The organism is Limnothrix sp. PR1529 (assembly GCF_002742025.1).
GTDB lineage: Bacteria > Cyanobacteriota > Cyanobacteriia > CACIAM-69d > CACIAM-69d > CACIAM-69d.
Genome location: NZ_LIRO01000137.1, coordinates 1 through 25,259 on the forward strand (window position 1 = coordinate 1; position 25,259 = coordinate 25,259).

Annotated in this window: 21 protein-coding genes; 11 read left to right on the plus strand and 10 right to left on the minus strand. The window is 58.2% G+C overall.

The window, feature by feature from the left end; all coding sequences use genetic code 11:
• Positions 1–396 precede the first annotated feature (396 nt).
• Positions 397–1,383 carry a DNA polymerase III subunit delta' gene (locus AMR42_RS18730; protein WP_099535290.1) on the minus strand — a complete coding sequence of 329 codons (987 nt, stop codon included), beginning with the start codon at positions 1,381–1,383 and terminating at the stop codon, positions 397–399.
• A gap of 95 nt (positions 1,384–1,478) precedes the next feature.
• Positions 1,479–2,231 (minus strand): dTMP kinase, encoded by a 753-nt coding sequence (gene tmk / locus AMR42_RS18735; RefSeq protein ID WP_234407099.1) that lies wholly within the window; start codon positions 2,229–2,231, stop codon positions 1,479–1,481.
• Positions 2,232–2,383: 152 nt separating this feature from the next.
• Between tmk and AMR42_RS18740 the strand changes: the two genes are divergently transcribed.
• On the plus strand, positions 2,384–2,731 hold the full coding sequence (locus AMR42_RS18740; RefSeq protein WP_099535292.1) for a hypothetical protein: 348 nt from the start codon (positions 2,384–2,386) through the stop codon (positions 2,729–2,731).
• A 30-nt stretch (positions 2,732–2,761) separates the two neighbouring features.
• On the opposite strand, the gene AMR42_RS18745 is transcribed toward AMR42_RS18740, so the two are convergent.
• The 4 genes from AMR42_RS18745 to AMR42_RS18760 all read right to left on the minus strand — a co-directional run bounded on the left by AMR42_RS18745 (position 2,762) and on the right by AMR42_RS18760 (position 9,548).
• Positions 2,762–6,037 (minus strand): ATP-binding protein, encoded by a 3,276-nt coding sequence (locus AMR42_RS18745; protein ID WP_099535294.1) that lies wholly within the window; start codon positions 6,035–6,037, stop codon positions 2,762–2,764.
• Positions 6,038–6,179: 142 nt separating this feature from the next.
• Complete coding sequence (gene fmt / locus AMR42_RS18750; RefSeq protein ID WP_099535296.1) at positions 6,180–7,193, minus strand: methionyl-tRNA formyltransferase; 1,014 nt, start codon at positions 7,191–7,193, stop codon at positions 6,180–6,182.
• A 107-nt stretch (positions 7,194–7,300) separates the two neighbouring features.
• Positions 7,301–8,263, minus strand: coding sequence for an OmpA family protein (locus tag AMR42_RS18755; protein ID WP_099535297.1), 963 nt, complete (start codon positions 8,261–8,263; stop codon positions 7,301–7,303).
• A gap of 91 nt (positions 8,264–8,354) precedes the next feature.
• The gene (locus AMR42_RS18760) at positions 8,355–9,548 is read right to left on the minus strand and encodes a pentapeptide repeat-containing protein (protein ID WP_099535299.1); all 1,194 of its coding nucleotides are present in this window, start codon (positions 9,546–9,548) and stop codon (positions 8,355–8,357) included.
• A gap of 74 nt (positions 9,549–9,622) precedes the next feature.
• Between AMR42_RS18760 and AMR42_RS18765 the strand changes: the two genes are divergently transcribed.
• The 3 genes from AMR42_RS18765 to AMR42_RS18775 all read left to right on the plus strand — a co-directional run bounded on the left by AMR42_RS18765 (position 9,623) and on the right by AMR42_RS18775 (position 11,596).
• A complete protein-coding gene (locus tag AMR42_RS18765) occupies positions 9,623–9,856 on the plus strand; it encodes a hypothetical protein (protein WP_099535301.1) in 234 nt (77 codons plus the stop codon).
• A gap of 96 nt (positions 9,857–9,952) precedes the next feature.
• Entirely contained in the window at positions 9,953–11,116 is a 1,164-nt protein-coding gene (locus AMR42_RS18770) for a pyridoxal phosphate-dependent aminotransferase (protein WP_099535303.1), read from the plus strand.
• 210 nt (positions 11,117–11,326) lie between these two features.
• A complete protein-coding gene (locus AMR42_RS18775; protein ID WP_099535305.1) occupies positions 11,327–11,596 on the plus strand; it encodes a hypothetical protein in 270 nt (89 codons plus the stop codon).
• Positions 11,597–11,655: 59 nt separating this feature from the next.
• Here AMR42_RS18775 and lptC read toward each other — a convergent pair whose 3' ends face one another.
• The 4 genes from lptC to AMR42_RS18795 form a co-directional block, all read right to left on the minus strand.
• Complete coding sequence (gene lptC / locus AMR42_RS18780; protein WP_158234545.1) at positions 11,656–13,371, minus strand: LPS export ABC transporter periplasmic protein LptC; 1,716 nt, start codon at positions 13,369–13,371, stop codon at positions 11,656–11,658.
• Positions 13,372–13,650: 279 nt separating this feature from the next.
• Entirely contained in the window at positions 13,651–14,256 is a 606-nt protein-coding gene (locus tag AMR42_RS18785) for an NYN domain-containing protein (protein ID WP_099535309.1), read from the minus strand.
• A 205-nt stretch (positions 14,257–14,461) separates the two neighbouring features.
• Positions 14,462–16,075 (minus strand): methionine--tRNA ligase, encoded by a 1,614-nt coding sequence (gene metG, locus AMR42_RS18790; RefSeq protein ID WP_099535311.1) that lies wholly within the window; start codon positions 16,073–16,075, stop codon positions 14,462–14,464.
• A 314-nt stretch (positions 16,076–16,389) separates the two neighbouring features.
• Complete coding sequence (locus tag AMR42_RS18795) at positions 16,390–16,857, minus strand: hypothetical protein (RefSeq protein ID WP_099535313.1); 468 nt, start codon at positions 16,855–16,857, stop codon at positions 16,390–16,392.
• 121 nt (positions 16,858–16,978) lie between these two features.
• Between AMR42_RS18795 and AMR42_RS18800 the strand changes: the two genes are divergently transcribed.
• The 7 genes from AMR42_RS18800 to AMR42_RS18835 form a co-directional block, all read left to right on the plus strand.
• Positions 16,979–17,158, plus strand: coding sequence for a hypothetical protein (locus tag AMR42_RS18800; protein WP_099535315.1), 180 nt, complete (start codon positions 16,979–16,981; stop codon positions 17,156–17,158).
• A gap of 210 nt (positions 17,159–17,368) precedes the next feature.
• On the plus strand, positions 17,369–19,219 hold the full coding sequence (locus AMR42_RS18810; RefSeq protein ID WP_234407101.1) for a glycosyltransferase family 61 protein: 1,851 nt from the start codon (positions 17,369–17,371) through the stop codon (positions 19,217–19,219).
• 236 nt (positions 19,220–19,455) lie between these two features.
• Positions 19,456–20,088, plus strand: a complete 633-nt coding sequence (locus AMR42_RS18815) for an AraC family transcriptional regulator (RefSeq protein WP_099535321.1) — start codon at positions 19,456–19,458, stop codon at positions 20,086–20,088.
• 249 nt (positions 20,089–20,337) lie between these two features.
• On the plus strand, positions 20,338–22,848 hold the full coding sequence (locus AMR42_RS18820) for a TonB-dependent siderophore receptor (protein WP_099535323.1): 2,511 nt from the start codon (positions 20,338–20,340) through the stop codon (positions 22,846–22,848).
• 111 nt (positions 22,849–22,959) lie between these two features.
• Positions 22,960–23,634, plus strand: a complete 675-nt coding sequence (locus AMR42_RS18825; RefSeq protein ID WP_099535329.1) for a MotA/TolQ/ExbB proton channel family protein — start codon at positions 22,960–22,962, stop codon at positions 23,632–23,634.
• Entirely contained in the window at positions 23,615–24,031 is a 417-nt protein-coding gene (locus AMR42_RS18830) for a biopolymer transporter ExbD (protein WP_099535325.1), read from the plus strand. Before AMR42_RS18825 ends, AMR42_RS18830 begins: the two co-directional genes overlap by 20 nt.
• 50 nt (positions 24,032–24,081) lie before the next feature.
• On the plus strand, positions 24,082–25,259 hold a 1,178-nt coding region (locus tag AMR42_RS18835), incomplete at its 3' end, for a TonB family protein (protein ID WP_143473187.1).

Below are 25,259 nucleotides of genomic sequence, written 5' to 3' on the forward strand. Positions count from 1 at the left end.
GGGGATGGTTGGTGCGGCGGAAGGGCTGGGGGTTGGGGCCGGGGCCATGGAAGCGTTCCACCAGGCAACGCCGGCCCCCACCGCCACGGCCGTTGAACCAACGGCGGCCACAAGACTGATGGGTAGATTGCGACGGGGACGATCGGACATGGTGACAAAACCTCCTGAGGCGGTGCAAACGCAAGGCCCATAGCCAGCCTGGAACCGCACTGGAAACTGTTAGCGCAATGGCTCTTGAACTCTTGTTCTGGGTGGGGGGATGGAAACCCGGATCATTCGATGGTGGTGATTTGGGGGCGACTTGGGGGTCGGCAATCGGGTTCAGCAGTGGGCGATCGGGCTGTTACGGCCATTCTAGGCCGCTCCTCAAAAGTCGGCGTGAATGCTGTTCTGAAATTAGGCTCCTTGGGCCAGTTCCATCAGGGCCACTTCCCAGGCCAAGCGAGGTTGCACATAGCCCATCAGTTGCTTGCGGAGGGCTTCCAAACGGCGCAGGGTTTGATCGCGCTGGGGCCAAGGCCGATCGCCCTGTTGCCACCAGGTTTGTTGCAAATAGTTCACGAGCCACAGTTGCTGCTCCAGGTCGATCGCCTTATCAAGCTGCCGGGCCAAATCCAGGGCGGCAAAGGCAGACTGGGGCGGTTGGCGCAGGGCCATGAGCAAGTCCTGCGGCAGGGTTTGCAACCGTTGCCAATGGGCGATCGCCTGGCCGGGACAGCCCTGGGCCAAGGCCAACACTTCGGGAGCGTTGCGCAAGTCGCCATGGCCCGCCCGATCGAGCACTTGGATCAACTCCGAGGGAGCCAACCGGCGAAAGGAAACCCGCGCACAACGGGAAACCAAGGTGGGCAAAATCGCTTCGGGGCCAGGAGCCAACAGAATGATGGTGGCGCGGCCCGGTTCTTCGAGGGTTTTTAAAAGGGCATTGGCGGCCCCTTCGGCCATGGTTTGGGCCGCTTCAATCACCACAAACGATCGGGGCGCTTCCATGGGTGGCCGGCCGAGGCTGGTGGCCAATTGGCGAATTTGTTCTAGGCGAACTTGGGGCGGTGTTTTCTTTTCCAGACCGCTGGCTTGGGCTTGGCTGATGGAAATCAGTTGTCCCCGATCGAGGTAGGTTGGCTCCAGCCAAATCAGGTCGGGGTGCATTCGCTCGCGTACCCGTCGTCCCAAACTGGCGGCCAATTCCGGGCGATCGGGCGGACAAAGAATCCATTGGCCAAAGCATTCTGCCGCCAGCTTGCGCCCCACCCCATCGGGCCCGGCAAACAGATAGGCCGGCGCAATTCGATCGCGGGCGATCGCCATCGTCAAAAAATCAATGACCGAATCTTGGCCCACCAGGGGCCCAAACCCAGCCCGAATCGTCGCTGGCTCCAGCATCTAACCGGCCTCCATCCCCATGGCCCCTTGTTCCCGTCCTGTGATCTCGGCCGCAATGACCTGCATGAACAACCTGCATTCCCCTGGCTGTTCGATTAGAACGCGGGCTGCACTGGAACCGGCCACCAACGGGCCAAGCATTCGGTCAACACCGCTTGGGTTTGGGCAAAGGTGGCGGCCAGGTCTCCATCGGCCGCGATTCGCACCACTCGATCGGGATCCTGAGTAGCCAAGGCTGCAAACCCTGATCGCACCCGTTCATGGAACTCGATCGCACTGCGTTCTAGGCGATCGGCCGGGCCCCGCCGCGCCGCCCGCCGGGCCAAGCAACAGTCGATCGAGGCATCGAACCACAGGGTTAAGTCACTGGCTAAGCCCGCCGTGGCAATTCGATTCAGGGTTTCAATCAGGATTAAATCCTGCTGGCGGCCAAAACCTTGATAGGCCACGGTGGAGTCCACAAATCGATCGCTCACCACCAACGCCCCGGCGGCCAAGGCCGGTTGCAGCACCTGCGCCACATGCTGGGCCCGATCGGCCGCGTAAAGTAACAGCTCTGTGCGATCGGCTACCTCCCAATCGCCCGACAGGAGCAAATGGCGAATTTGTTGACCCAAGGCCGTGCCTCCCGGCTCCCGCGTCACCACCAAGGGGCGATCGCCCAGAATGCCGCTGGCCTTGAGCCAATCCACCGCCTGCTCCAGTTGGGTGGTTTTGCCTGCGCCGTCAATTCCTTCAAAGGTGACCAACCGGCCCGGATTTGTCGGAACTGTCGGTGATAAATCCAGTGGTGACAGACCCGATCGCGGCATGGTGTCCAATTCCATAACAACTGTTTCCGTCCCCATCGCCAGCTTCCCTAAGCAAAACCCTTGGGATCTGGTTCTGTTTTGCTAACGATCCCTTGGTTCCGGGCCCCAAGTCCACAGTCGAGAGCAAAAGCGCTTGGGTATTATAGGGTTGGACGCGGTTCTACGCAGTTTCACGCAATCGAATCTTCATGGCTCGTTATACCTGTCTATTTTCCTTCTCACAGCCGTCAGATCAACTGCTTGGCCAGCTTGAACCCTCGCTGACCGATTGCGGTCTCAACGTCGTCCACAAAACCGTTGATTATCTCCTTGCGCGTGAACGACCGGGCAAAGTGTCCTATTACCGTTTGGTGACGGTGGAATTGGTGATCGATCGCGCCGATGAAGTTCGCAATCGCACTCGCTTAAACCTGATTGTCAAGAATGAAGAGCTGGCTCTTCAGCAAAATAATCATTGTCGGCAAATGTCCGAGCAAATTGGCCAAACCTTACAGGAAAGCGGTTTGCTGGAACTGCTGAGTAGTGTCACGGGCTAGGCAATCTAGGCAATCCGGGCGATCGCGCCGTTAAGGAGCGAAGGTTGGCGGTTGCGCCAAATCGGCAATTTGTTCTAATTGGAAATTTTCTAGCAAGTCCTCGATCTCCTGGCAGAGGTCGTGATAGTCGGGCGGTAACTCCGTGAGCAGCGTGCGCACCTGATCTTCATCGGCGCTGCGGGCGGCTAAGTCCAACGCCAAGCGCCACTCGATCGGTAGTTCCGCAAACCGATCGCGTAGGTTCAGGCTGGGTTGGCCATCGGGCACTGAATGCGGAGCCACGGGCACGGCGATCGGGCAAATGGGGCCCTGGGGAGCCAGCAGGCCGCGAATCAGATCCAACAGCAGCGGACAGAGCGGGGGCGAATTGGGCAGCAAGGTGCAGTCCAGCTCTTGCAAACAATGGTGATCTTGGGGACTGGGGGCAATGGCCACAATCGCACAGGGACGATGCACCAGGTTCTTGCGCTCGATCGCCCGGATGCGGCGAACCGTGGCCAGCCCTTCCCCGTCCGGTAGCCGCAGATCCACCCACAGCAGTCGCGGTTGCCAGGAAGTCCATTGGCGCAAGGCATCCCACCCGTGATGAACACATTGGCTTTCCAAACCCACCTGCTTCAGATAGTTCACATAGGCCTGGCCCCGATCGCGCAGGGGATCCACAATTAACAAGCGCCCAATCCAGGGTTCGGGCGACGCAGCCTCCAGCAGGGCCAGGGGTTTACGAACCGGTGGCTCCGGATGCGCCAACAGGCCATCCAGGCGGGGCAAGGGCACTTGCAGCCGAAAAATGGTCAGGATGCCCGGACGACTTTCCGCCACCAGAGAACCGCCCATCAGCAGGGCCAGCCGCTGCCCGATCGCCAAGCCCAATCCCGTGCCTTGGCGCAGGCGACGGCCAGCCTTGGCCTGCACAAAGGGTTCAAAGATGTCAGGCATTTCCTCGGGGTGAATGCCTTCTCCGGTGTTGCTAATTTCAAAAACAAGCAGATCACCTTCGCCTAAATCAACGGAGAGAGTGACTTGACCGGGCATCCCAACGAATTTGAAGGCGTTATCGAGCAAGTTGGTTAAAATTTGCCGCAACCGCCGGCCATCACCTTTCACCCAATGGGGAATCGTGCCCGCCACGACCATTTGGAAATGGAGACGGGCACTGCGCGATCGCATCTCAAAAATTTCATGCAAGTCGTTCAGCAGGGCCAACAGGTCAAAATCGATCGGCTCCAGTTCCAGATGATCCGTTTCCACACGGGCGATCGAGAGCAAATCATCAATCAGTTGCAGCAGGTAGGAACCATTGCGGGCGATCGCGTCCAGATGTTCCAGGGCCGGATCCATGGGGGCGGAAATCAGACCCAAAACGCGCGATCGCAACAGTTGCCCAAATCCCAAGATGGCGTGGAGCGGCGTGCGCAACTCATGGGTCACATTGGCCAAAAAGACTGTCTTGGCCCGGTTGGCCTGTTCCGCCGCATCCCGGGCCGCCGCCAGGTGGTGATTCGCCACCGCCAAGGCCGCCGTCCGCTCCGAAACCTGTCGTTCCAGGTTTTGGTTGTAGCTCACCAACAATTCCTCAGTCACCTTGCGATCGGTGATGTCCTGTAACACCACGATCGCCCCGGTCACGGCCTGCTCACTGTCAAACAGCGGCACGGCCAACACCTCCAAGGGCAGGCGGCGGCCGTGGGTTTGCTGCACATCCAGCCGCGTGGGCGCAACGGTTTTTCCCTCCAGGGCCAGGACTCCCGGTAACTGTTGCATGGGAAACGGGGCCTCACTACCGGCCAAGAACAGACGGTGATGCAAGGTTTCGCAGGTGCGCCCCAACGGTTGCAGCCCGATCGGCAGTTGCAAGAGGCCCCCCGCCACGGAATTAACGTACTGCAAGGAACCGTCTTGGCTCAAAACCAACACCCCCATCGGCAGCGACTCCAGCACTTGGGTTAAGTGACTTTTGCTGTCTTGGAGGGCGCTGAAGGACAAACGCAGGGTGGCCGCCATGGCGTTGAAGGTTTGGGCCAAGGCATCAAACTCTTGCACCCCCGTGTTGCTGTCTACGGGCTGAAACTGGATGCGGGCGGCGGCGCGGGTGGCTTGGTTCAGTTGCTCCAGGGGTCGCAAAACCTGCTGCACCGTCCACCACCCAATCCCCATGGCCAACAGCAGCGCCGTGCCGGCCAACAGCAACATAATTTCGGCGGTTTCTTGCACATCGCTCAGAAAGGCCGATTCGGGAACCAACACCGCAATCCACCAATCGGGGGTCGTGGGGTGGTTGCAGCGCTTGAGGTGCAGCAGGTAGCGCTTGCCGTGAAATTGATAGAGCTGGCTGGAGCGATCGGGCAGATAGCGAAATCCTCCGAACCGATCGAGCAGGTAGTAGCCCGCGCTTTGGATGGCGCGATCGGGGAAGCTCTGCAAGGACAAGGGGTGCAGTTGATTCAGTTCGCCCCGCTGCTCCACCCGATAGGGCAACTGATCGCTGGAGGTGGCTACCACCGTCCCTTCATCGGTGAACACAAAAACCTGCCCCTGAGGCGGTAGGGGAATCGATCGCAGCAATTGCCCCACGGCCATCAGGTTCAAGTTGGCGCTAAACACCCCCAACAACCGGCCGGAGCGATCGTCATACAGCGGCCAGGCATAGTGCATCACCCAATCGGCGCTCCATTGCCAGTTGCGGTTTTGCTGGCGCTGATCCAAGCTGCTCCAGGTGGGCTGGCCAACCCCCACCGCCGCATTAAACCAAGCCTGGGATTGGGGTTCGCTGGTCCAATAGAGCCGAGGGCGGCCCGCTGGATGTCCCCGATCGCTCACGGACCATTGCCAGACACTTTGGTTATGACTTTGACCGTTGGCAAAGCGCCGCCACCCCCCTAACCGCGACACCCCGCGCAAATTGCCCTGGGGATCGCTATAAACCAACTGGCCCAAGTCGGGAAACTCCCGCAACCGTCGCCAGAGGTATTGTTCGATCGCCCGCCAATCCTCTTGGGGCCATTGCCCCGTCAGGAAGTCATTGGTTTGCAGTTGGGCAACGGTGTTGTAGGTACGAAAAAGGTTGGTGAGTTGTAAATGGGCCTGCTGGCTGCTCATTTGCAGCAGTTGCTTGGTGTTTTCGGTGGCAACGGTGCGATTGCTGCGGAGGGCTAAGTAGGCGATCGCCCCCACCACCAGCACCAATTGGATCACGAACGGCACAATGATCAGCCACCGCAGGGAGACCGCCCAACCGCCGCCCGCCGAAGGAGCGGTGGTCTGCGATCGAACCTGGGGTGGCGACTCGGGGGCGGTTGGTCTCAATCGTGCTCTCCTCTAAGGCCGAGGCGCAAGCAAGGGGGTAATCAGCATTTGAGGCTGAAGCCAACTTGGGTAAGGCCAAATTGGGTGAGGCCAAATTGGGGCCGAAATTGCAGCCGAGGCGATTGATCGATCGCACCCAAACTCAAGCATCGGGGCCTAAACATTCGCCGGGTTGCAGGTGCAGGCCGTTGGCAAAGTCCCAGCCAGCTTGCGGCCGTTTGCCCGCAGGTACCAATTGGCGCAACAACAAGTAATCTTGCCCAGTGCGCACCACGGGCCCCCATCCCTTGAGAATGCCAACGATCGTTCCGGGTGGCCCCGCGATCGCCTGCCACTGGGCCTGTAAATTCTCCCATTGGGCGGCGAGGGAACCAAAACTCTCGGGTAATTGAGACCAAAATGCTGCACCCAAAGGGGCCGTTTCCAATAGCTTCAGGCCGTTGCCGCGCAACTGGCTGTGGCCGTTGGGGATCATGGCCCGCACTTGGTTATGGATGGCCAAGGCCGAATGCGACCAGTCGATCGCCCATTCCTCTTTTTTGATTGGTGGGGCGTGGGTGGCTCCGGCCGGTTGGGCTTGGGGTTGCAGCGATCCATCGGCCAAACCGTGCAGGGTGGGGGGCAACAGATCCGCCGCGATCGCTGCCAACCGTTCCGCCAAGCTTTGGGCGTTGTCGAGGAGGTCGATCGGGGTGTCGCCCCGCAGCAACATCGGGCCCGTGTCCATCCCTTCATCCATCAGCATGGTGACAATGCCCGTGAGGCGATCGCCCGCTTGCAAGCACCGCTGAATCGGGGCCGCGCCGCGATAGGCCGGCAGGATGGAGCCATGGCCATTGATGCAACCCAACCGGGGCATGGCCAACATTTCCGCCGACAGCAGTTGTCCATAGGCCACCACCACAAAGGCATCGGCTTGGGTGGCACGCAGGCGATCGAGGGTTTCGGGATCTTTTTTGACCCGATCGGGCTGCCAAACCGGAATGCCCGCCGCCAGGGCCAGTTGCTTCACCGGGGAAGGAATCAGGTCGCTGCCCCGTCCCCGCCGTCGATCGGGTTGGGTCACCACGGCCAAGACTTCAAAATCTGGCTCATTGATCAGGCGCTGCAAACTGGGAACCGCAAAGGTGGGAGTACCGAAAAAGACAAGCCGCATGGTGATAGGAAAAACAAAACGGTCGGAGGGGCGATCGAGACTGAACCCAACGCAAGCCAAACACCGTGACCAGCGGGCCGATCCGGGATGCCGATCGGGGGTGCCGATCAGGGGTTCATCAACGGTTCAATCACAATTTCAATTCGTCGATTGCGTTGCTGGCTGGCGGGATCCGGGTCAGGCGTGAGGGGCCGACTGGCCCCGAAGCCGGCCGTAACCCAACGGTAGGGGCCCGTGAGCCGATCGGCCAGGTATTGACCCACGGCCTTGGCCCGGCGCAGGGTTAATTCTCGGTTGGCCACCGGATCCCCGATCGCGTCGCTGTGGCCGGCAATGCGCACGGTTGCGCCTGGGTAGTTTTGCAAGTCGGCGGCAATGGTATCCAGAATGGCTCCGGCTGCCGGTTGCAGGTTGCTGTGATTGTCCTGAAACAACAAATCCGTCGGGAGAGCGATGGTGAGGCGGCCGGCGGTTTGGGTGGGGGTGGTTTGGGTCGGGACGCTCTGGGTAGGAGATGACGGGCTGCGGGGATTGGCTCCCGTGCTGTTCAGGGCTTGGGCGATCGCCTGCACCCGTTGCTCGATCGGCCCCGTGGGATTGCGATTGCCCAACTCCCCTTCAATGGCCGTGGCCTCCCCAATCAGGGCGTTCAGATCCGCTTCGAGGGCTTGCAGTTGGGTTTGCAGGGCCTTGCGTCGATCGGGGCTGAGGGGGGTGGTTGGAACCGGCGATGCACTCAGGGTTGGTCTGGGGCTGGGAATGGGGACTGTGGGTAAGGTGAGCGGGCCGGGCGATCGGGGCCAACGGGTTAACCATTGATCCAACTGGCGCAGGGCCAATTCCAACGGTGGGGTGCTGGTGATCGTTCCCGGAACCCAGCGAGCGGCAGCTACCCCGCCCAAAACCCCTGCAATCCCCAGTCCCAACAGCAGGGCCAGCCGCAACAGGGCGACAAGCCAACCCCAAGGGCCCGGCCGGCGCGATCGAGCCGGAGGACGGCCGGGCCGGCGCGATCGGTTCCGATTGGGTTGGGGATCTGGGGTGGGCGGTAGTTCAAACGGCGATTGCAAAACTCAAAACATCCTATGGCTTGACCTTGAGGTTGACCGGGAGATGGACCAGACGGGACTGTTTCCATTCTAGGCTGGTTCTTTGCTGGGCCTAGCGCCCGAGCTTGTTTTCAATCCCTTCGCAGCCGCCGGGAATTGTGCCGCGTGTGCGTTCCCCGCCCCACATGCAGCAATAGACCCGATCGGCCTCGGAAAGATCAACCACGCCGCTCAAGTCGGCATTTTCAATGACGGCTCCTGTGCCTTCGCCGGTTTGGTAGTTGGCTTCGTCGTCCTCGCGCGATCGGGGCGTGGTGGTTTCCAAGTTGCCATAAAACAGCCTGACTCCCTTCAAGTCGGCTCCCCGCAAATTGGCCTCAAATAGAATCGTGCGGCTGAGGTTGGCCCGGGTTAAGTTGCAACCGCTGAGGTCGGCTCGCACCAGGTTCGTTTCCCCCAGGTCAACCCAGCGCAGATCCGTGCCCTGAAGGTCGGCCCCCGCCAACATCACGCCCAGGTCAATAACCCGCACACCCCGGGCCCGATCTTCTTCATAACCGCCGGAACCGTCCAAGATGGGCCGACCCAGCAGGCGATCGCGCTTGAGGGGCGTAACCAGCTTGGCTTGGGACAAAAAGCGCACAATTTTGGCCTTGCCCTCCGCATCCACACTGCCCAGGATGGCGGCGGTGCGGCCTTCCGCGATCGCCCGTTCTTGGGGCCAATCTTCCAAAAAACCCTGCTCATCCAAGGCCAAGTCGGACACGCCTTGGAAATAGGCATCGATGGTTTGCTGTTGGGTAATCCGGTTTTGCTGAATGGTTAAATCCCGCGAGAGCACGTATTGTTGCCAGGCCACATAGACCGCCAACACGGCGATCGCAATTTGGCCCAAGGCTCCCAGGGCTTCGCTGATGGCTCCCACCGCATCCCAATTGATGCTGAGGCGGGTTCCCTGTTCCCCTTGCGATCGCTCCGTGCCCCACAACAGCAGCAACCCAAAGACCCCAATGATCGACCCCAAGGCCCCCGCGATCGGCACGCGCCAGGAGACGGGGATCAGTTGAGTCCAGAGCTGGCTGCGAAACGGCGTGAGCAACCACAGACCCGTGCCCAAGGCTCCCAAGCCACCCATTAACCCCAGCCAGAGATTGCCGGAAATTAGCCCCATGGCTAACAGGGCGATCGTGGTGGGAACAACCACCGTGGTCAGGGTGCGGGATAGGGGTGAGGCAATGCGATCGACCAGCATCGATCGACCACCCGTCCCAATTCCCCCCTCCGATTTTTCAACAGATAAGCTCATGCCACGGCTCCTTGCTCGACATCCTACGCTATATCGATATATCGATTGAAATGTAAGGATTGAAATGTAAGGTCATGGCTGAAAAGCCTGAAAAGGCTGATTGGTATTGTTTCTATCCAACGCCTGAGCAAGAGTTACGGATGCAAGCTTGGGACGAGCGACAAGAGCGCATGGAATACGCTCAAACATTTTCCATGTTGGCTGAACTCTGCAATTTCCAAAATGCCAAGGGCCAATCATGGCCCCAAAACTTCTTTAAAACGGTAGCAATTGATTTTGACGCAGGCTACAGTTCCCTGAGAGACTAGACCATTAACGCCAGCCACGAGCTTGTAGCGCTGCCGACCGGCAACCTTGGCAACGCCTGATCTGGCAGTCATCCCTAATGTGAACTTCCGAGAAACATGAAACTAGCGGCGCGGGTCGGACAAGTCACCCCCTCCATCACGCTCGCCATCACTGCCAAGGCGAAGGCCATGAAAGCGAGCGGCCTGGATGTCTGTAGCTTCAGCGCCGGGGAGCCAGACTTCCCCACTCCGGCCCATGTGGTGGCGGCAGCCCAAAAGGCTTTGGATGAAGGCAAAACTCGCTATGGCCCGGCGGCTGGGGAACCGGCCCTGCGCCAGGCGATCGCCCAGAAGTTGAACCGTGATAACCGATTGCCCTATGAACCGGAGCAGGTGATTGTCACCAACGGGGGCAAACATGCCCTCTACGGTTTGATGATGGCGATGATTGAGGCGGGCGATGAGGTGATTATTCCCGCGCCCTACTGGCTCAGCTATCCGGAGATGGTGGTGCTGGCGGGGGGCAAGCCGGTGATTGTGCCCACTACCGAGGAGACGGGCTACAAGATTACGCCGGAACAGTTGCGATCGGTGATTACGCCGCGCACCAAGCTGCTGGTGATGAATTCGCCATCAAACCCCACGGGCAAGGTTTACAGCCCCGACGAAATTCGGGCGATCGCCCAGGTGGTGATCGAAGCGGACATTGCGGTGGTGTCCGATGAAATTTACGAAAAAATTCTCTACGACGGGGCCGAGCACCTGAGCATTGCGGCCGTGGAGGGCATGTTCGATCGCACCCTGGTTTGTAACGGGTTCGCCAAGGCCTATTCCATGACCGGCTGGCGGGTGGGCTACCTGGCGGGGCCCCATGCCCTCATTAACGCCGTGGCCACCATTCAGGGCCATGCCACTTCCAATGTTTGTACCTTTGCCCAGTTTGGGGCAGTGGCGGCCCTGGAAGAGTCCCAAGACTGTGTGGCGGAAATGTTGGCGGCCTTCACGAAACGGCGATCGGTGATGTTGGAACGGATTCGGGCCTTGCCGGGGATCACCTGCTCAGAGCCGGAAGGTGCGTTTTATCTGTTCCCGAATATTGCGCAGTTGGGCCTCGGGTCGATCGAGTTTTGCCAGCGCCTCTTGGAGGAGTTCCAAGTGGCCACGATTCCCGGCTTGCCCTTTGGCTCAGATGCCAACTTCCGCCTGTCCTATGCAACGGATCTGGATACGATTTTGCGGGGTATGGATCGACTGGATAAGTTTGTGGCTTCTTTGCAGTAGGCGGCCATCAGCGTTCAATCAGGGCGCTGAATCCTCGGTCGTGGCTTGATTGGGGGATTCAGCGCCGGGGGGTGAATCAACGGCTGAGTGTCTGGCTGTCTGGGCTGCTGGATGTTTGATGGTTGCTTGAGATGGGTTGATCGCGTTATTTACCGTTTCAGGATTAATCAACAGTTCAGTTTCCGAACACCATTCAGTTTCCGAACAGCTATGAACCGCACCACCAATCCTTTGCAAATTTGGCAGTTGGCGACCCCTGAAGACCGGCGGGAGTTTGCCATGGGGCTACTGGTGGCTTTGTCTTTGGGGGTGGGCTTTGGGTTTGGTGCTGAAAATTTCTACGTGGGTCTTTTAACCGGCCTGGTGATGATGACCATTCAGCAGCAACAGTTGGCCACAACGGTGCTGTTGCGGGAGCTGGGTAGGTTGCGGGAGCTGGTGGATCGATCGGGCGATCGGGCTGAGGATGGGCCCGCCTGAGATTTCGTGGATCCTGAACGGGCGATCAAACCCAGGATGGTGGATTCTGCGGATCGATCCTAGGGGCCAAACAGGTTCGAGAACGGATCTTCAAAAATGCCGGTTTCTGTCCCCAACAGGGCCGGCGGAATTGGCGGCAAGGTGCTGGGAATTGGCGGCGGGCCCACGGGCGTGGCAGCGGGCCCCGGCGCGGGCGCACCAACGACGGGACTGGGCGCGGGTGCAGGGGAAGCGGCGGCCTGGAGATTTTCCGGGAAGAAGGTCGATCGGGCGCGGCTGTTGCCCCCGGATTGCAGGAAGATTGCGCCGTCTTTCATGGAACCCACGCCGTAGTTACCCCGGGAAATGAGGAAGGGGTTGGCCTGTTGATAAAACACATTGCCAAAGGCTTGGAGTTGCTGATCGCGCATGGACCAAATCAGCCGATCGCTGCTGAGGTTGGCGCTGCGGAGGCGGGACACACCGCGCACATTGCCCAACATTTCGGCATTTTGGTTTTTGAGATCCATGAATCCCCGATCGGCGTTTAACACCACCTGCTGTTGTCGTTCGTAGACCGTCACGGGGCGATCGGCCGTCAGGGACTGGGCTTGGAATTGCCAAATCAGGGAATCGCTGGCCACGTCTACCCCAGGATTGCCGGTGCTGACTTGGGCTTGGTTACGCAAAAAGGCAACACGATCCTTCAAGCTCACATCTACCAAGTTGCCCACGGCCCGATCGGAAATGACACAGCGACCACCCGCACAGTTAAACCGCTCGATGATGGTGCGGGTGTCGCTGCTGACCAGTTGCGGTTTCTGTTGCCACACCACCCGCTGGGATTGCACACGCACGGCGGGATCCTGGCGCACCCCCACCACGTTGCCGATCGCCTGGGCTACTTGGTCTTTCATTTGCCAAATGATTCGATCGGCCCGCAGTTGCATCGGCGGGTTTTGGCCGGTGGCAACGGCCTTGCCCTCTGCCTGGGCCACTTGGTCTTTCATTTGCCACAACACCCGATCGGCCGTCAGCCGGTTGGCTCCCTTGTTCTGGACGGCGACCACATTCCCGATCGCCTCGCTGACTTGTTTTTTGCGTTGCCAAACCAGTCGATCGGTCGTCAGCTTCATCTCGGGCTTGCTGCCGGTGGCCACCACCTTACCGATCGCCTGTAGCTCATCGGCCTTCATTTGCCAAATCAGCCGATCGCTGTCCAACTTCATCTGGCGATCTTTGGAGACCAGCTTCACCGCCTGCACCATCTCTACCCGGCGATCGCGACTAAACGCCACCGCCTCCTGGGATTGGATCTTGGCTTGGGGATGATTCAGCGTTACTCCGCCCTTCATTTGCAGTTGGAACTTTGCGGGTTCCCAAGTTGCAGAACCGCCTTGGAATTCCATCTTTTCCCGCAAATCCTTGGCGCGTAAGTTGCCGGAAACCTTCAAAACTTGCCCGTTTTGTTCCACTTCCCCCTGTTTGGCCGTGATCTCATAGACCACCTTGCCATCCTGGAACAGTTTGCCCTTCACGTCTGACAGTTTGGCCAGCTTGCGATCGCGAGAATAGCGTGCCTGGTTGGCCCGCACTTCCCACAACACCTGCCCCTGCTTGTCTGCTCGGTTCAGGGTCAAGTTGTCAAACACCAAGTCTCCTTGGAAATCCTCTGCGGCCTTCGTGTCGGCGGCAATTCGTTCCTCCCCTCGGTTGCGATTGCCACAGGCCGTGCTCAGGCCGGCAATCAGTGCAAGGGCGACCAGTCCCCGAATAGCGCGAGTTGGAAAGCTCATAGGTGCAGCAGCGGTTGATCCTGAGTCTGATCTTGGGTTGGCCCCTAGGTTGGATTCTGGGTTGGATCCGGCTGAATTCGTTGGGGTTGAATTCGGCTCGATCGTGGCCGAGGGGGCTAGCCCATGGGCGATCGCTGGGGATCGAAAAACCGCGATCGTCAACCGCAATTCTAAAGGCGAACGGGCAGGGACGGGATTGCCAAGGTCAGTTTCTTGCGGGGCTGGGCCCCAGCGGGCTGCCACGGGCATCGCAACTGGGGGTTGCAATGGGGCGCAAGCTTAGCTCTCTTTCTCTAAACGCTCTTCATCCGCATGGGGTAAGGGATGGTAGGTGTAGCCTTGGCGGGGGCTTTTTTTGATGTCGTCCTTGATGGCATCCAAATCAATATAGCGATCGGCCACGTTGATTAAATTGTCGCTGGTCATTGATCGCAAGCTGACCACTTCCACCCGGGCCCCGCGATAGCTAACCGCATCCACCGCATAGGCTAAATCCCCATCGCCACTGACCAAAATGGCCGTGTCATAGGAACCCACCAGCGCCATCATGTCCACGGCGATTTCCACATCGAGGTTGGCCTTTTTAGACCCATCGGGGAGTTGCACCAAGTCCTTGGCCACCACCCGATAACCATTGCGGCGCATCCACAACAAAAAGCCCTGTTGCTTTTCATTGGTGCGATCGACCCCGGTGTAAAAGAACGATCGCAACAGCCGCGATCCGGCAGTCAGGCGGCAAAGCAGTTTGGTGTAGTCGATTTCAATGCCCAATTGCAGCGCCGCATAGAACAAATTCGAGCCATCAATAAAGATGGCCACCCGCCCTCGATTTTCCAGAACTTGCTCTGGCGTAAAGATCGGATCTCGCTCCATGTTGCTATTCATGATTGTTATGCCTCGTCGTTTAAAGAAGGAGATGGAACCCGCTTGATCGCCAGCCCATCGAAAAAGGTTTCAAAGGTTCTTAAAGAGCAAAAAGAAAGAAAAAGATCATCAAAAGCTCGGGACTTTTCAGGAGAGTTCTAGCAACTCCCTTCACGATAACCCGATCGCTCCGGTGGTCAATTCCAGTGCAATCGGTGCTCGCAAGTTACTGCGGCATTTCCAGCTTTTGGAACACAGGTTGCGGTTCCGCCAGCCCTTGCCCTGTCGGTAGGCCACCCCAATGGCCATGCCCCCCCAATTGCTCCCGCAGGGACGGATCCGCATCCACGCGATCGAAATCCACCGCAAACCCCAATTGGCCATAAATCCGGCTGCTCAGTTGAGGCACGATCGGGGACAGCCAATAGGCCGCCAACCGCACCGACTCCAACACCGCATACAGGATTGCTTCCACAGCCGCCCGATCGCCCTGTTTGAACTTGGTCCAGGGAGCCTGCTCGTCTAAGTACTTGTTGCCCGTTTGAGCCAACATCAGCACCGACTGACAGGCCTCGTGCAGCGCCATGGCCCGATAGGCCCGCCCTGCGCGATCGCCCAACGTCGTGCCTAATTGGCGCAACGGATCCGTTTCCGCCACCGTCACCGACGGCACCCGACCCTCGCAATACTTGTGGGCCATCTTGAGGGTTCGGTTCAGCAAATTTCCCAAATCATTCGCCAAGTCCGCATTCACGATATTAATAAACCGCGTTTCATTGAAGTCCCCATCGCGGCCAAACTCAATTTCCTTGAGAAAGTAGTAACGAACCGCATCGCTACCATAACGATCGATCAACGCCACCGGATCGATCGTATTCCCCAGCGTTTTGCCCATCTTTTGGCCATCTTTCGTTAAGAAGCCATGACCAAACAACCGTTGGGGAATCGGTAACCCAGCCGACATTAACATTGCTGGCCAATAAATGGCATGAAACCTCAGGATATCCTTACCAATCACGTGGGTACTGATTGGCCACCAATGCCTCAGGGCATTCTCCAGCGTCGGGGCTTCACCGGGTTCCAACAGTGCCGTCACGTAGCCCAACAGCGCATCAAACCAGACATAAAGCGTGTGCTTGGGATCATTGGGCAGCGCGAATCCCCAGTCAATATTGACCCGTGAAATGGAGAAATCTTGCAGCCCCCGCTCCACAAATGCCAACACCTCATTACGGCGACTTTCCGGTTGAATAAACTCCGGATGGTCTCCATAAAATTGCTGCAGCGCTGTCTGATATTTGGAGAGCCGGAAAAAATAATTTTCCTCATCGCGCCACTCAGCCTGCTTGTTGGGATGCACCAGGCAATGATGATCCTCCGTTAGCTCCCGCTCTTCCTTAAACTCTTCGCAGGAAACGCAGTACCACCCCTGTTGCTTTCCAGAATAAATGTCCCCCGCAGCCCAAACGCGCTCAAAAAATTCCACCACAATGGCGCGATGCCGCTCGTCCGTTGTCCGAATGAAGCGATCGTAACGGATATTCAGCTTTTGCCAAAGATCGGCAAAACCCTGGACAATTTCATCACAGTGTTCCTGAGGGTTTTTGTTGCGTTCCTGGGCTGTCCGCTCGATTTTTTGGCCATGCTCATCGGTGCCGGTAATCATTAGCACCGGGTGCCCCTGTAACCGATAAAAACGGCCCACCGCATCCACCGCCATCGTGGTGTAGGCACTACCGATGTGGGGTAATGCGTTGACGTAATAGAGGGGGGTTGTGATCGTGAAGGGGGACGGTTGTGGGGGAGGCGGGGAACTGGTCAAATCTTCGGTGACAACCATGGATCGGCAGACGAGATTAGGGGGATTTGTTAAGCGGAAAAACTGAGTATTTTTTCACAGCTTCTTAGAATACGGCCGAACCGAGCTTGCCGTCTATGGAGTACGGGGTGGGAGTCTGGGAGGATTGCAGGAATTTGGGATCCAATTTTGGGCTTCAAGTTAACCAAACCGGGGGACTGGGGCCAGTTTTACCCTAGGCGATGAGAGGGAAAAGCGGAGAGAACGATCGGGGTTTCCATAGATTTGTGCAGATTTGCGCGGAAGATGCCCCAGAAATGCCCCAGAGATGCCCCAGAGATGCCCTAAAAATGCACTCACTCTGCCGTTAACCGGTAGGGGCTGCGCATCCCGGGTTTGAAGGTTCCAACCCAAACCTCGTAGGTACCAGCCGGCCACTGGGGGGCAGTCACTTGGGCGGAAGCCGTGCCCACGGTGTCATCGCCACACAGGAGCAGCCCATTGGGGCCGCGCACGGCCAAGGTGGTGTCGTCTTGGCCGCTGTTGACGCTGAGGGTCAAGTTGGCGATCGGGGTTTGCAGGGTCAGGCGGTGATTGGGACTCAGGGAGCTGAAGCCAAGGCAATCGTGGCCCGCCTGGTCGGTCGATCGCCCCAGAACAGTGGAGGGCAAGTCATGGGAGCCGATCGCCGTGCCGGTGAGGGAACCTTTGGGGTTGCCGTTGGAAAGGGTCAAGTCCCCATCAATGGAAGTCTGGGCGATCGCGCGGGTGGCCCAGCAGCTCACCATGGCACAACCTAAGGTCAAAATCAGGGCAGGTTTCACGGCTCAAGGTCTCCAATCGCAGGCTGAATGGGTACTATTCAACCTATTCTCAGCGGTGCGACCTTGGCCCGCCGTTTCGACCTATTTTTGATCCGACTGTGGCAGTTCCACGGAGACAAAGATGCCGTTAATTTTGGGGGCGATCGGGGCGGTGGCCCTGCTGTTGTTTTTGGACTGGACTGTGGTGGGGGCTTTTGTGGCCGTTGTGCGCGGCTGGGTGGCTTGGGTGCTGCCGTTGCCCGGTTGGTTGGCGGCCTTTGGGGGATTGGCTTTTTTGGTTTGGTGTCTGAGCGAGGATTAGTGTTGAAGATTGGGTGTTGAGAATTGGGTGCTCAAGATTGGGCGCTCAAGATTTAGATGCTTTGAACACTGCAAAATTCTCACGGGGTTCGATCGCGGCGACGACCGCCGTGTTTTTCCTGCATAGTTTTTCCTGCATAATCTTGTAGCCAATAGACTTATAGCCAATAGATAAGCCCAAGCCGGTTTCCTGACTTACGCCTTGGATGATGTGTCCATCCCCTCGGTCTTGAAGCGGAAATATGCGCTGAAGCAACCCGTTAGGAATGCCCAAGGCATGAGTCGGCCCTGGGGCATGGTTTGGGTGAACGGGCATCCCCCACAGCCGATCGCGCGATCGAGGGTTTTGATTTTGAGCTTGTCGCCTTCCCAACTCCCAGTTTCCTGGTCTTCGGCTGATCTTGACCCGCAGCCAGCGGCCCTGGCCAGGGTGGCTGAGTTGCGATCGACCCTGCGCCAGCAACCGATCGGGCCAGAAGCAGCGGCGTGCTATGGCCAACTGGGAGCCGCACTGGCAATGTTGGGGCGACGAGTGCCGGCCCTGTGGGCGTTTTTGCATCAGGCCCTTTGTGCCGGTTGGGAAGACGCGGACTTGGCCTACCAGGAATATCACCTGCTGCCAACCTGCGCGATCGAGCAGCAAGCCCACGCCCATCACCAACTGGCCCTGTGGCTGCGCGATCAGGACTGTTGGCTGGGGGCCCGCCTGGCCTTGGAGGAGGCGATCGCCCTGGATCACAATTCCCTGACGGCTTGGACGGCCCTGGGCGATTGGTGGCGAGACTGTCCCGACCCAGCCTTGGAACCGGAGCGGGTCGATCGGGCCCTGGCCGCCTATCTTCAGGCCTTGTATCGCAACCCCACCTACCGCCGACCCTACGATCACCTGTTTCGGTTGCTCCAACGGGCTGGCCGTTTTGAGGATGCCCTGTCCTGTGGGCGCAAGTGGGTTCCGCGCTCCCTGGTGCTGGCCGATCGTCAGCAAGTGCCCCAGGAATTGCCCGCCGCCACCTTGGACTATTGCCCGATCGACCCGGCCGATCGGGTGCAGCTCAAGGCTTCCCGGTCGCCCCTCGGAGAGCCGCCCCATCCCGACCTTTGCGCCACTGAATACGAAGTTGATCCCACCTTTGTGGTCACCCTGCCTCAGGGCCGAGCCTGGACGGATCATTACACCAGCGCCATTTTTACCGAAACGGGCGCATTGGTTCAGGAACTCTCCCTCGGGAGTGTGGAGTTGGTGGCCCTGTCGGAGCAATTGCCGCCGCCGCGCCGGGTGGCGGGAACCGTGGCCCTGTTGTCGGTGGCGGGGGGGTCAATGTTTTGTCACTGGTTGCTGAATCTCCTGTCGCGGTTGCGGCTGTTGGCCGATGCGGGCTGGACGTTGGATCAGTTTGACTATGTGGCGGTGAATGAACAGGAATATCGCTACCAAACGGAAACCCTGGAACTGTTGGGCATTCCGCCCCAAAAGCTGATTATTAGCAATCCAGACGATCGCCATATTGTGGCCGATCGGTTGGTGGTACCTTCTCGGGTCGATCGGGCCACGCCTTGGATTTGCGACACCCTGCGGCAACTGTTTTTGCGACCTGCCATTATCCAGTCCATGGCCCCGCACGATCGGCTCTACATCAGTCGTGATTGGGCCAAATATCGCCGTGTCGTGGACGATCGCCAACTCAGTGATTGGTTGGTGCGTCAGCATGGATTCAAAATCGTGCTGCTGGAAAGTCTGTCCTTTGCCCAACAGGTTTCCCTTTTGGCCCAAGCCAAGGTGGTGATTGCGCCCCACGGAGCTGGCCTCACCAATCTGGTTTTTTGCCAACCGGGCACGATCGTCCTGGAACTGTTTTCACCGCGCTATGTGCCCAGCTATTTTTGGGAAATTGCCGACCTGATTGGCCTAGCGCACTATCACCTGGTGGGTGAACCCCTAGATCACTACCCCGATCCGGAGGCGATTTTGAACTATCGCTTCTCGGATCCCGGGGCTGATGGGATTTGGATTCCGCTCGATCGCTTCCAAGCGGCCGTCAACCACCTGTTGACCGAGGGTTAACCCAGAGCGCCAATCCAGCGCCAACCTAGAACTGCTCGATCGCCCCAATTTCCCGCCGTTCTGCCGCCTTTTCCCTGTTTCCGCCGCAACCCCGCTCACCCGATCGGGTGCATCCGGTTGTTGACTGCGACACTTTTTGAAAGTCATTTGCATTTAAAATAAATGCCAACTTTTGAAACTGCTAGCAATTCCTAATAATTCCATTCCTAAATTTCACCAAAAATCACTTATCTGACATGGCTCCTGGCATCTCTGACGGTGACTGGCGGGACTTGTGGCAAGCCAGCCGCCAGATGGCCCACCCCTTCAATTCCCAAGATTCCCCCGATTTCCAAGATTCTCCCGATTCCACCGATCCATTGACCCTAATCACGCCTGCGATGCAAGTGGTGCTGCAACAGATGCTCCATTGCCCCCACCACGGCGCGATGAGGCAGATGTATTTGGAAAGTAAGTTTGTGGAACTGTTGACCCTGTGGTTAGCTCAAGCGGAAGACCAAGGGGGAGCCGATCGACCCATCGCCGATCGCTCGCTGCCCCTGAAGGGATCTGACCTCGATCGGATTTACCAAGCGCGGGATATTTTGCTGCAACGGTTCCAGACTCCCCCGTCCTTGACGGATTTGGCGCGACAGGTGGGGCTAAATGACTGCACCCTGAAGCGGCAGTTTAAGCAGGTGTTTGGCAAAACCGTCTTTGGCTATTTACACGATTACCGCATGGAGCAAGCCCGCCGTTGGTTGCTCGATCGCCAGTGGTCTGTGACGGAAGTGGCCCGGCGAGTGGGCTACACCAACCTTTGCGCTTTCAGTACGGCATTTCGCAAAAAATTTGGCCTCAGTCCCCGATCGTTCCAGCGACAAGGCTGAAACTGAGGGCCGGCCGAGGGTCAAGGGGCGATCGATGGGCTGCCGCGCGATCGCCTCTTGGCCCCAATTTCACTAAAAATTCCGTTTCGCCAAAGAAAAATTCCGTTTCAGCAAACTTTTGTTCCCCATTTTCGGGAAATGACACCGTAAGATCATCTCGCTTGTTAATTGAAAGTAGTTCTCAACTGAGTGATTCGGCGATGGTGCTCCATCGTCACGCTGACTGGTGCGAGGGGAGTGGTGCGATCGATGAATCTAAAGCTGGCTTGGGGAATTTGGGGGGCTTGTGTGGGGTTGCTGCCCGGCCTGGCTGGGGCTGTGGAACCCTCGGAATCGCCCGAGATCCTGAGTGTGGCGGAGTTTTCGCAACCCAGCACCTCCGTTGCCGATTGGTTGGCCCAGGCTGCGTCGGATCCCGCGCGGATTACCGGGGTGACCTTGGAGCCAACGGAAACGGGGCTGGACATTGTGCTGACGACGGCTGGGGGGCAGCCCCTGGCGATTGATGCCACCCGGTTTCGGGCTGAGGGCAACCAACTACTGGCGGAACTGCCGAATGCGATGCTGGCTTTGCCCGATGGGGCAACGTTCCAGGCGGCCAACCCCACGGCGGATATTGCGGAAATTCGGTTGGTGCAACGGGCAGCGGGCGGGGTGCAGGTGATGGTGACGGGGGCGGCGGGGTTGCCGCGCCGTGAAGTGGCGTTGGTGGCCGATGGGTTGGCCTACACGCTGAATCCCGAGGCGATCGAACCGGCCGAAGAGCTGGTGGTGACGGGCGATCGGGCCCCGGGATATCACGTGCCCAGCGCTTCCGTGGGCAGCCGCACCAACACCGACAACCTCGATTTGCCCTTTTCAGTGCAGGTTGTCCCCGCAGAACTCCTGCGCGATCGCCAGGTGCAAAGCGTCAACGAGGCCCTGCGCACCGTGGCTGGGGTCACGCCCGATAACCCCTCCTACTCACCGTTCGAGGGCTTTACAATCCGGGGCTTCACGGGCCGCAACATCATCCGCAACGGTCTGCGCGACGACACGAACGTCACCTCCCGCATTGCCCTTTCAAACATCGATCGCATCGAAGTGTTGAAGGGGCCAGCCGGAGCGCTGTTTAGCCAAGGGGGCCCCGGCGGCACGGTCAACATTGTGACCAAGCAACCGCTGGCGGAACCGCGCTACACGATCACGGGGTTGGTGGGCAATTTTGACACCTATGAAGGGGCGATCGATTTCACCGGGCCGCTGAATCGCGATCGCACCTTGCGCTATCGACTCACGGCCGGAGCCTCCACCACCGATACGTTTATTGACTTTTTCGATCGCCAAACCTACTCGATCGCCCCGGTTTTAAGTTGGCAAATTAGCGATCGCACCAAGCTCACCTTGGAAGGGGAATACACCGTTGGGGAGCAGCCCAACGCGCGTGGTTTACCCGCCAAAGGCACAATTTTAGACAACATCAATGGCAACTTACCCCGCAGTTTATTTATTGGGGAGCCAGATGAAGATCTAGATAGCAATAATCGCTATGCCTTGCGCTTGGGCTACAACCTAGAACACCGTTTCAGCCCCAATTGGCAACTGCGCAATTCCTTCCAAACCACTCGCCTACGGGTTCCCCAAAATTCCCTGTTTGCATCAGCTTTGGGTGAGGATGAACGCACCTTGGAGCGGGGGTTATTCAGCACGGATGATCAATCCCAAGATAACTACCTCTTGGATACCCATGTGGTAGGTAATTTCAAAACTGGTTCGATCGCCCATGAGCTGCTGTTTGGGGTGGAGCTAAACCGAGATGTTTATGGGGCATCGAATAAGCAATATGCCCTCAGCTCGATCGACCTGTTTAATCCGGTTTATGGTCAACCTCGGGGAGAACTGATTGCTGAATATTCTCGAGAACCGATCACTACCGATTCTTTGGGAATCTATCTACAAGATCGGGTAGAACTCACTCCCAAACTGCAAATTTTGTTGGGTGGGCGATTTGATATTGTCAGCCAAACCATCGATCGCGCTGAAGGAGAGAATTCCTTCCAGCAAAATGAAGCCTTTAGCCCTCGCATTGGCTTGGTCTATCAACCCACCGAAAATCTGTCGCTCTATGGCAGCTATAGCCGCTCGTTTTTGCAGGTGGTGGGAACAGGTCTAGATAGCACCCTATTTGAGCCGGAGCGCGGCACTCAATACGAAATTGGCATCAAAGCAGATTGGTTCGATCGCAAACTATCCACCACCTTGGCTTGGTATCACATCACGCGATCGAATGTTTTGACCGCTGATCCAGAGGATCCCAACTTCTCGATCCAAACCGGAGAACAGCGCAGCCAAGGGGTGGAATTCAACGTGGTGGGGGAAATTTTGCCGGGTTGGAAAATTGCCGGGGGCTATGCCTACACCGATGCTGAAATCACCGAAGACAACACCTTAGATGTGGGTAATCGCATCAACAATGTGCCCAAACATACCGCCAGTCTGTGGACTAGTTATGAGATTCAGGAGGGATCTCTCAAGGGCTTGGGTTTGGGTTTGGGGCTGTTCCATGTGGGCGATCGCGCTGGCGATTTAGCCAACTCCTTTGAGGTTCCCAGCTATACCCGTACTGATCTCTCGCTGTTTTATCAACGAGAGAATTTCCGGGCCGCCATCAATATCGAAAACCTCTTTGATATTGATTACTTCGAGGCGGCCGAAAGTGATCTGCGGGTTTACTACGGCGCACCATTCACGATTAAGGGTTCACTCTCTTTTTCATTTTGAACCATGCCTCCAATAGCAATCAACTCAGATCAGGAGATGAGCAATTGATTGGCGATTGATTAATGGGCATTTTCTCGTAGGTTATTAACAAACAAGATGGTTGAAGGAACGATGCAAAAACTGGGTGAAATTTTGGTGGCGGCGGGAGCAGTTGCGGTTCCCCTCACGTTGTTTTCAGTGTTGGCGATCGCTCTAATCATTGAGCGTGTGGTGTTTTGGTTTCGGGTGAATCGTCGGCAAACCAAAGCGATTCGGGAAGTGCTGGATCTCTATGAATTTGATCCGCTGCTGGCGGTGGAAAAACTCAAGCGCAATGTGGATTTACCCTTGGGGCGCATTTTCCTGGCGGCGGCTTCCTTGGATGAGGCGGAACCCGATGAAATTGCCCTGGCGATCGATGGGGCAACCCAAGCGGAAATCCCCGTTTTAAAGCGCTTTAACAACATTTTTGACACGATCATTACCCTGTCGCCGTTGTTGGGATTGTTGGGGACGGTGTTGGGCTTGATTCAATCCTTTAGCTCCCTGAATTTGGGCGATGTGGGCGGTGCAAAAACCACCGCAGTCACCTCGGGAATTAGCGAAGCCTTGGTTTCTACGGCGTTTGGTTTGGTGGTGGCGTTGTTCACGCTGTTTTTTGCTAACACGTTCCGAGGCTTTTATCTGCGGCAAATTGCCCTGATTCAGGAATATTCAGCGGAACTGGAATTGCGGCATCGGCGCTATTTGAAAAAAATGCAAGCCAAACAAACGGGAGGAGCAACCTATGCGCAGGCGAACCATTGATGAACCGGATTTGCCGCCTCGGATTGAAATTGTGCCGATGATCGATGTGATCTTCGCAATTTTGACCTTTTTCATTATGTCTACGCTCTTTTTGGGGCGATTTGAAGGGTTGGCGGTGAACTTGCCAAAAGCCCAATCAGCCAAGCCCCAAAAGGTGATTCGAGCCACGGTGACCCTCGATCCGCAGGGCGGTTTATTTCTGAACAAAACCCCCGTGGCGATCGAGTCTTTAAGCACAGCCATTCGAGGGCTTCAGCAGTCGGGACAGGATTTAACAATTGTCCTGAATGCTGATGGTTCTGTGACCCACGATCGCGTGGTGGCGGTGATGGATCGGGTGCGCCAAGTGGAGGGGGCCAAACTGGCGATCGCCACCCAAAAACCCACCCAGCCCTAAGGAATTGCTCACCTGTTTTTGCCTGATAGCTTGATGGTTTAAATCCGCCTATGGACAGCTCGCAACTGATTGGTCAGCAGCGCCAAAAAGAATCTCGGTGGCTGAAACGGTTTCTGTTTGGCAGCGTTTGCGGGTCGATCGCCCTGCATGGGTTGGCCTGGGGGTGGCAAGTCCGTAACTGGTGGAGCGATCGCCCGGTCACCACCGACAGCGAAATGGAAGTGACCATTTCCAACCTCACGCCCGATCGCCCGTCGGAACCCTTGGCCACGCCTACTCCGACCGACCCCGTAACCAATCCGCAGCGCGATCGGGTTCCGTTGGCTCCTCAGAGTCAGGCTCCTTTGAAAGCGGGCGAAGATGCGCCCACTCGCAACCCCAATCCCACGGGCGATCTCGACCCGATCGCCCCCGGCACCAGCCCCACGGGAGATGCGCCAGCCATGGCCACGGGTACCGGCCCGATTAGCGATCCCAACGGCACAGGGGACGGGTTCGGCAATGCCAGCCAAGCCACCGGATTCACCTCGGGCGCACTGGATGGCGATCCCGAGGGCACGGGATCGAGCGATGGGGAACCGGCCGGCACGCTGGAGGGGCCGCCCGTGACCAGCCCGCCGCCGAGTCCGCCACCCGCCCCCGCGCGATCGCCCGGCCAGCCCCAATGCGTGAGTTGTCCCCTACCGCGCTATCGGGGCACGGAAGCCAGTCCCCGTGTGGATTTGCGGATTCGGCCCGATGGCAGCGTGGAGGTACGGTTGCGCCAATCCAGCGGCAACCCGGCGGTCGATCGCGAAACCCTAGAAGCGATGCGGCAATGGCGCTTTGACCCGCAAACCGTGCCCGAAGGGGGCCTGCGCCGCCCCATGCGCGTCACCTACGAAGAGGAGGGATCGCGGTTCCAACGGGCTAACGAGGCCCGTCGTCGCGAGGAGTCCGAACGTCGCCAGGTCGCGGAACAGGCGGAACGGCAACGGGCCGCCGATCGCCCCACGGAACAGCCTGCCCCCACAGCCGATCGCCCCACGGAACGGGCCCCAGAACGCACGGCGGAACAACCGGCCAGCCCCGCACCCGCGGCCTCTTCCCCAGCGGCCGCACCTGCCGCCCCGGCTCCCGCTGATCGGGAACCGCGCCCCAATCGCTCCACTGCGCCCAGCAGCACCAGCGATCCGAGTCCCAGCCGGCCGGCGGCTCCGGAACCGGCCCGCCCCGCAGTGGTGGCCCC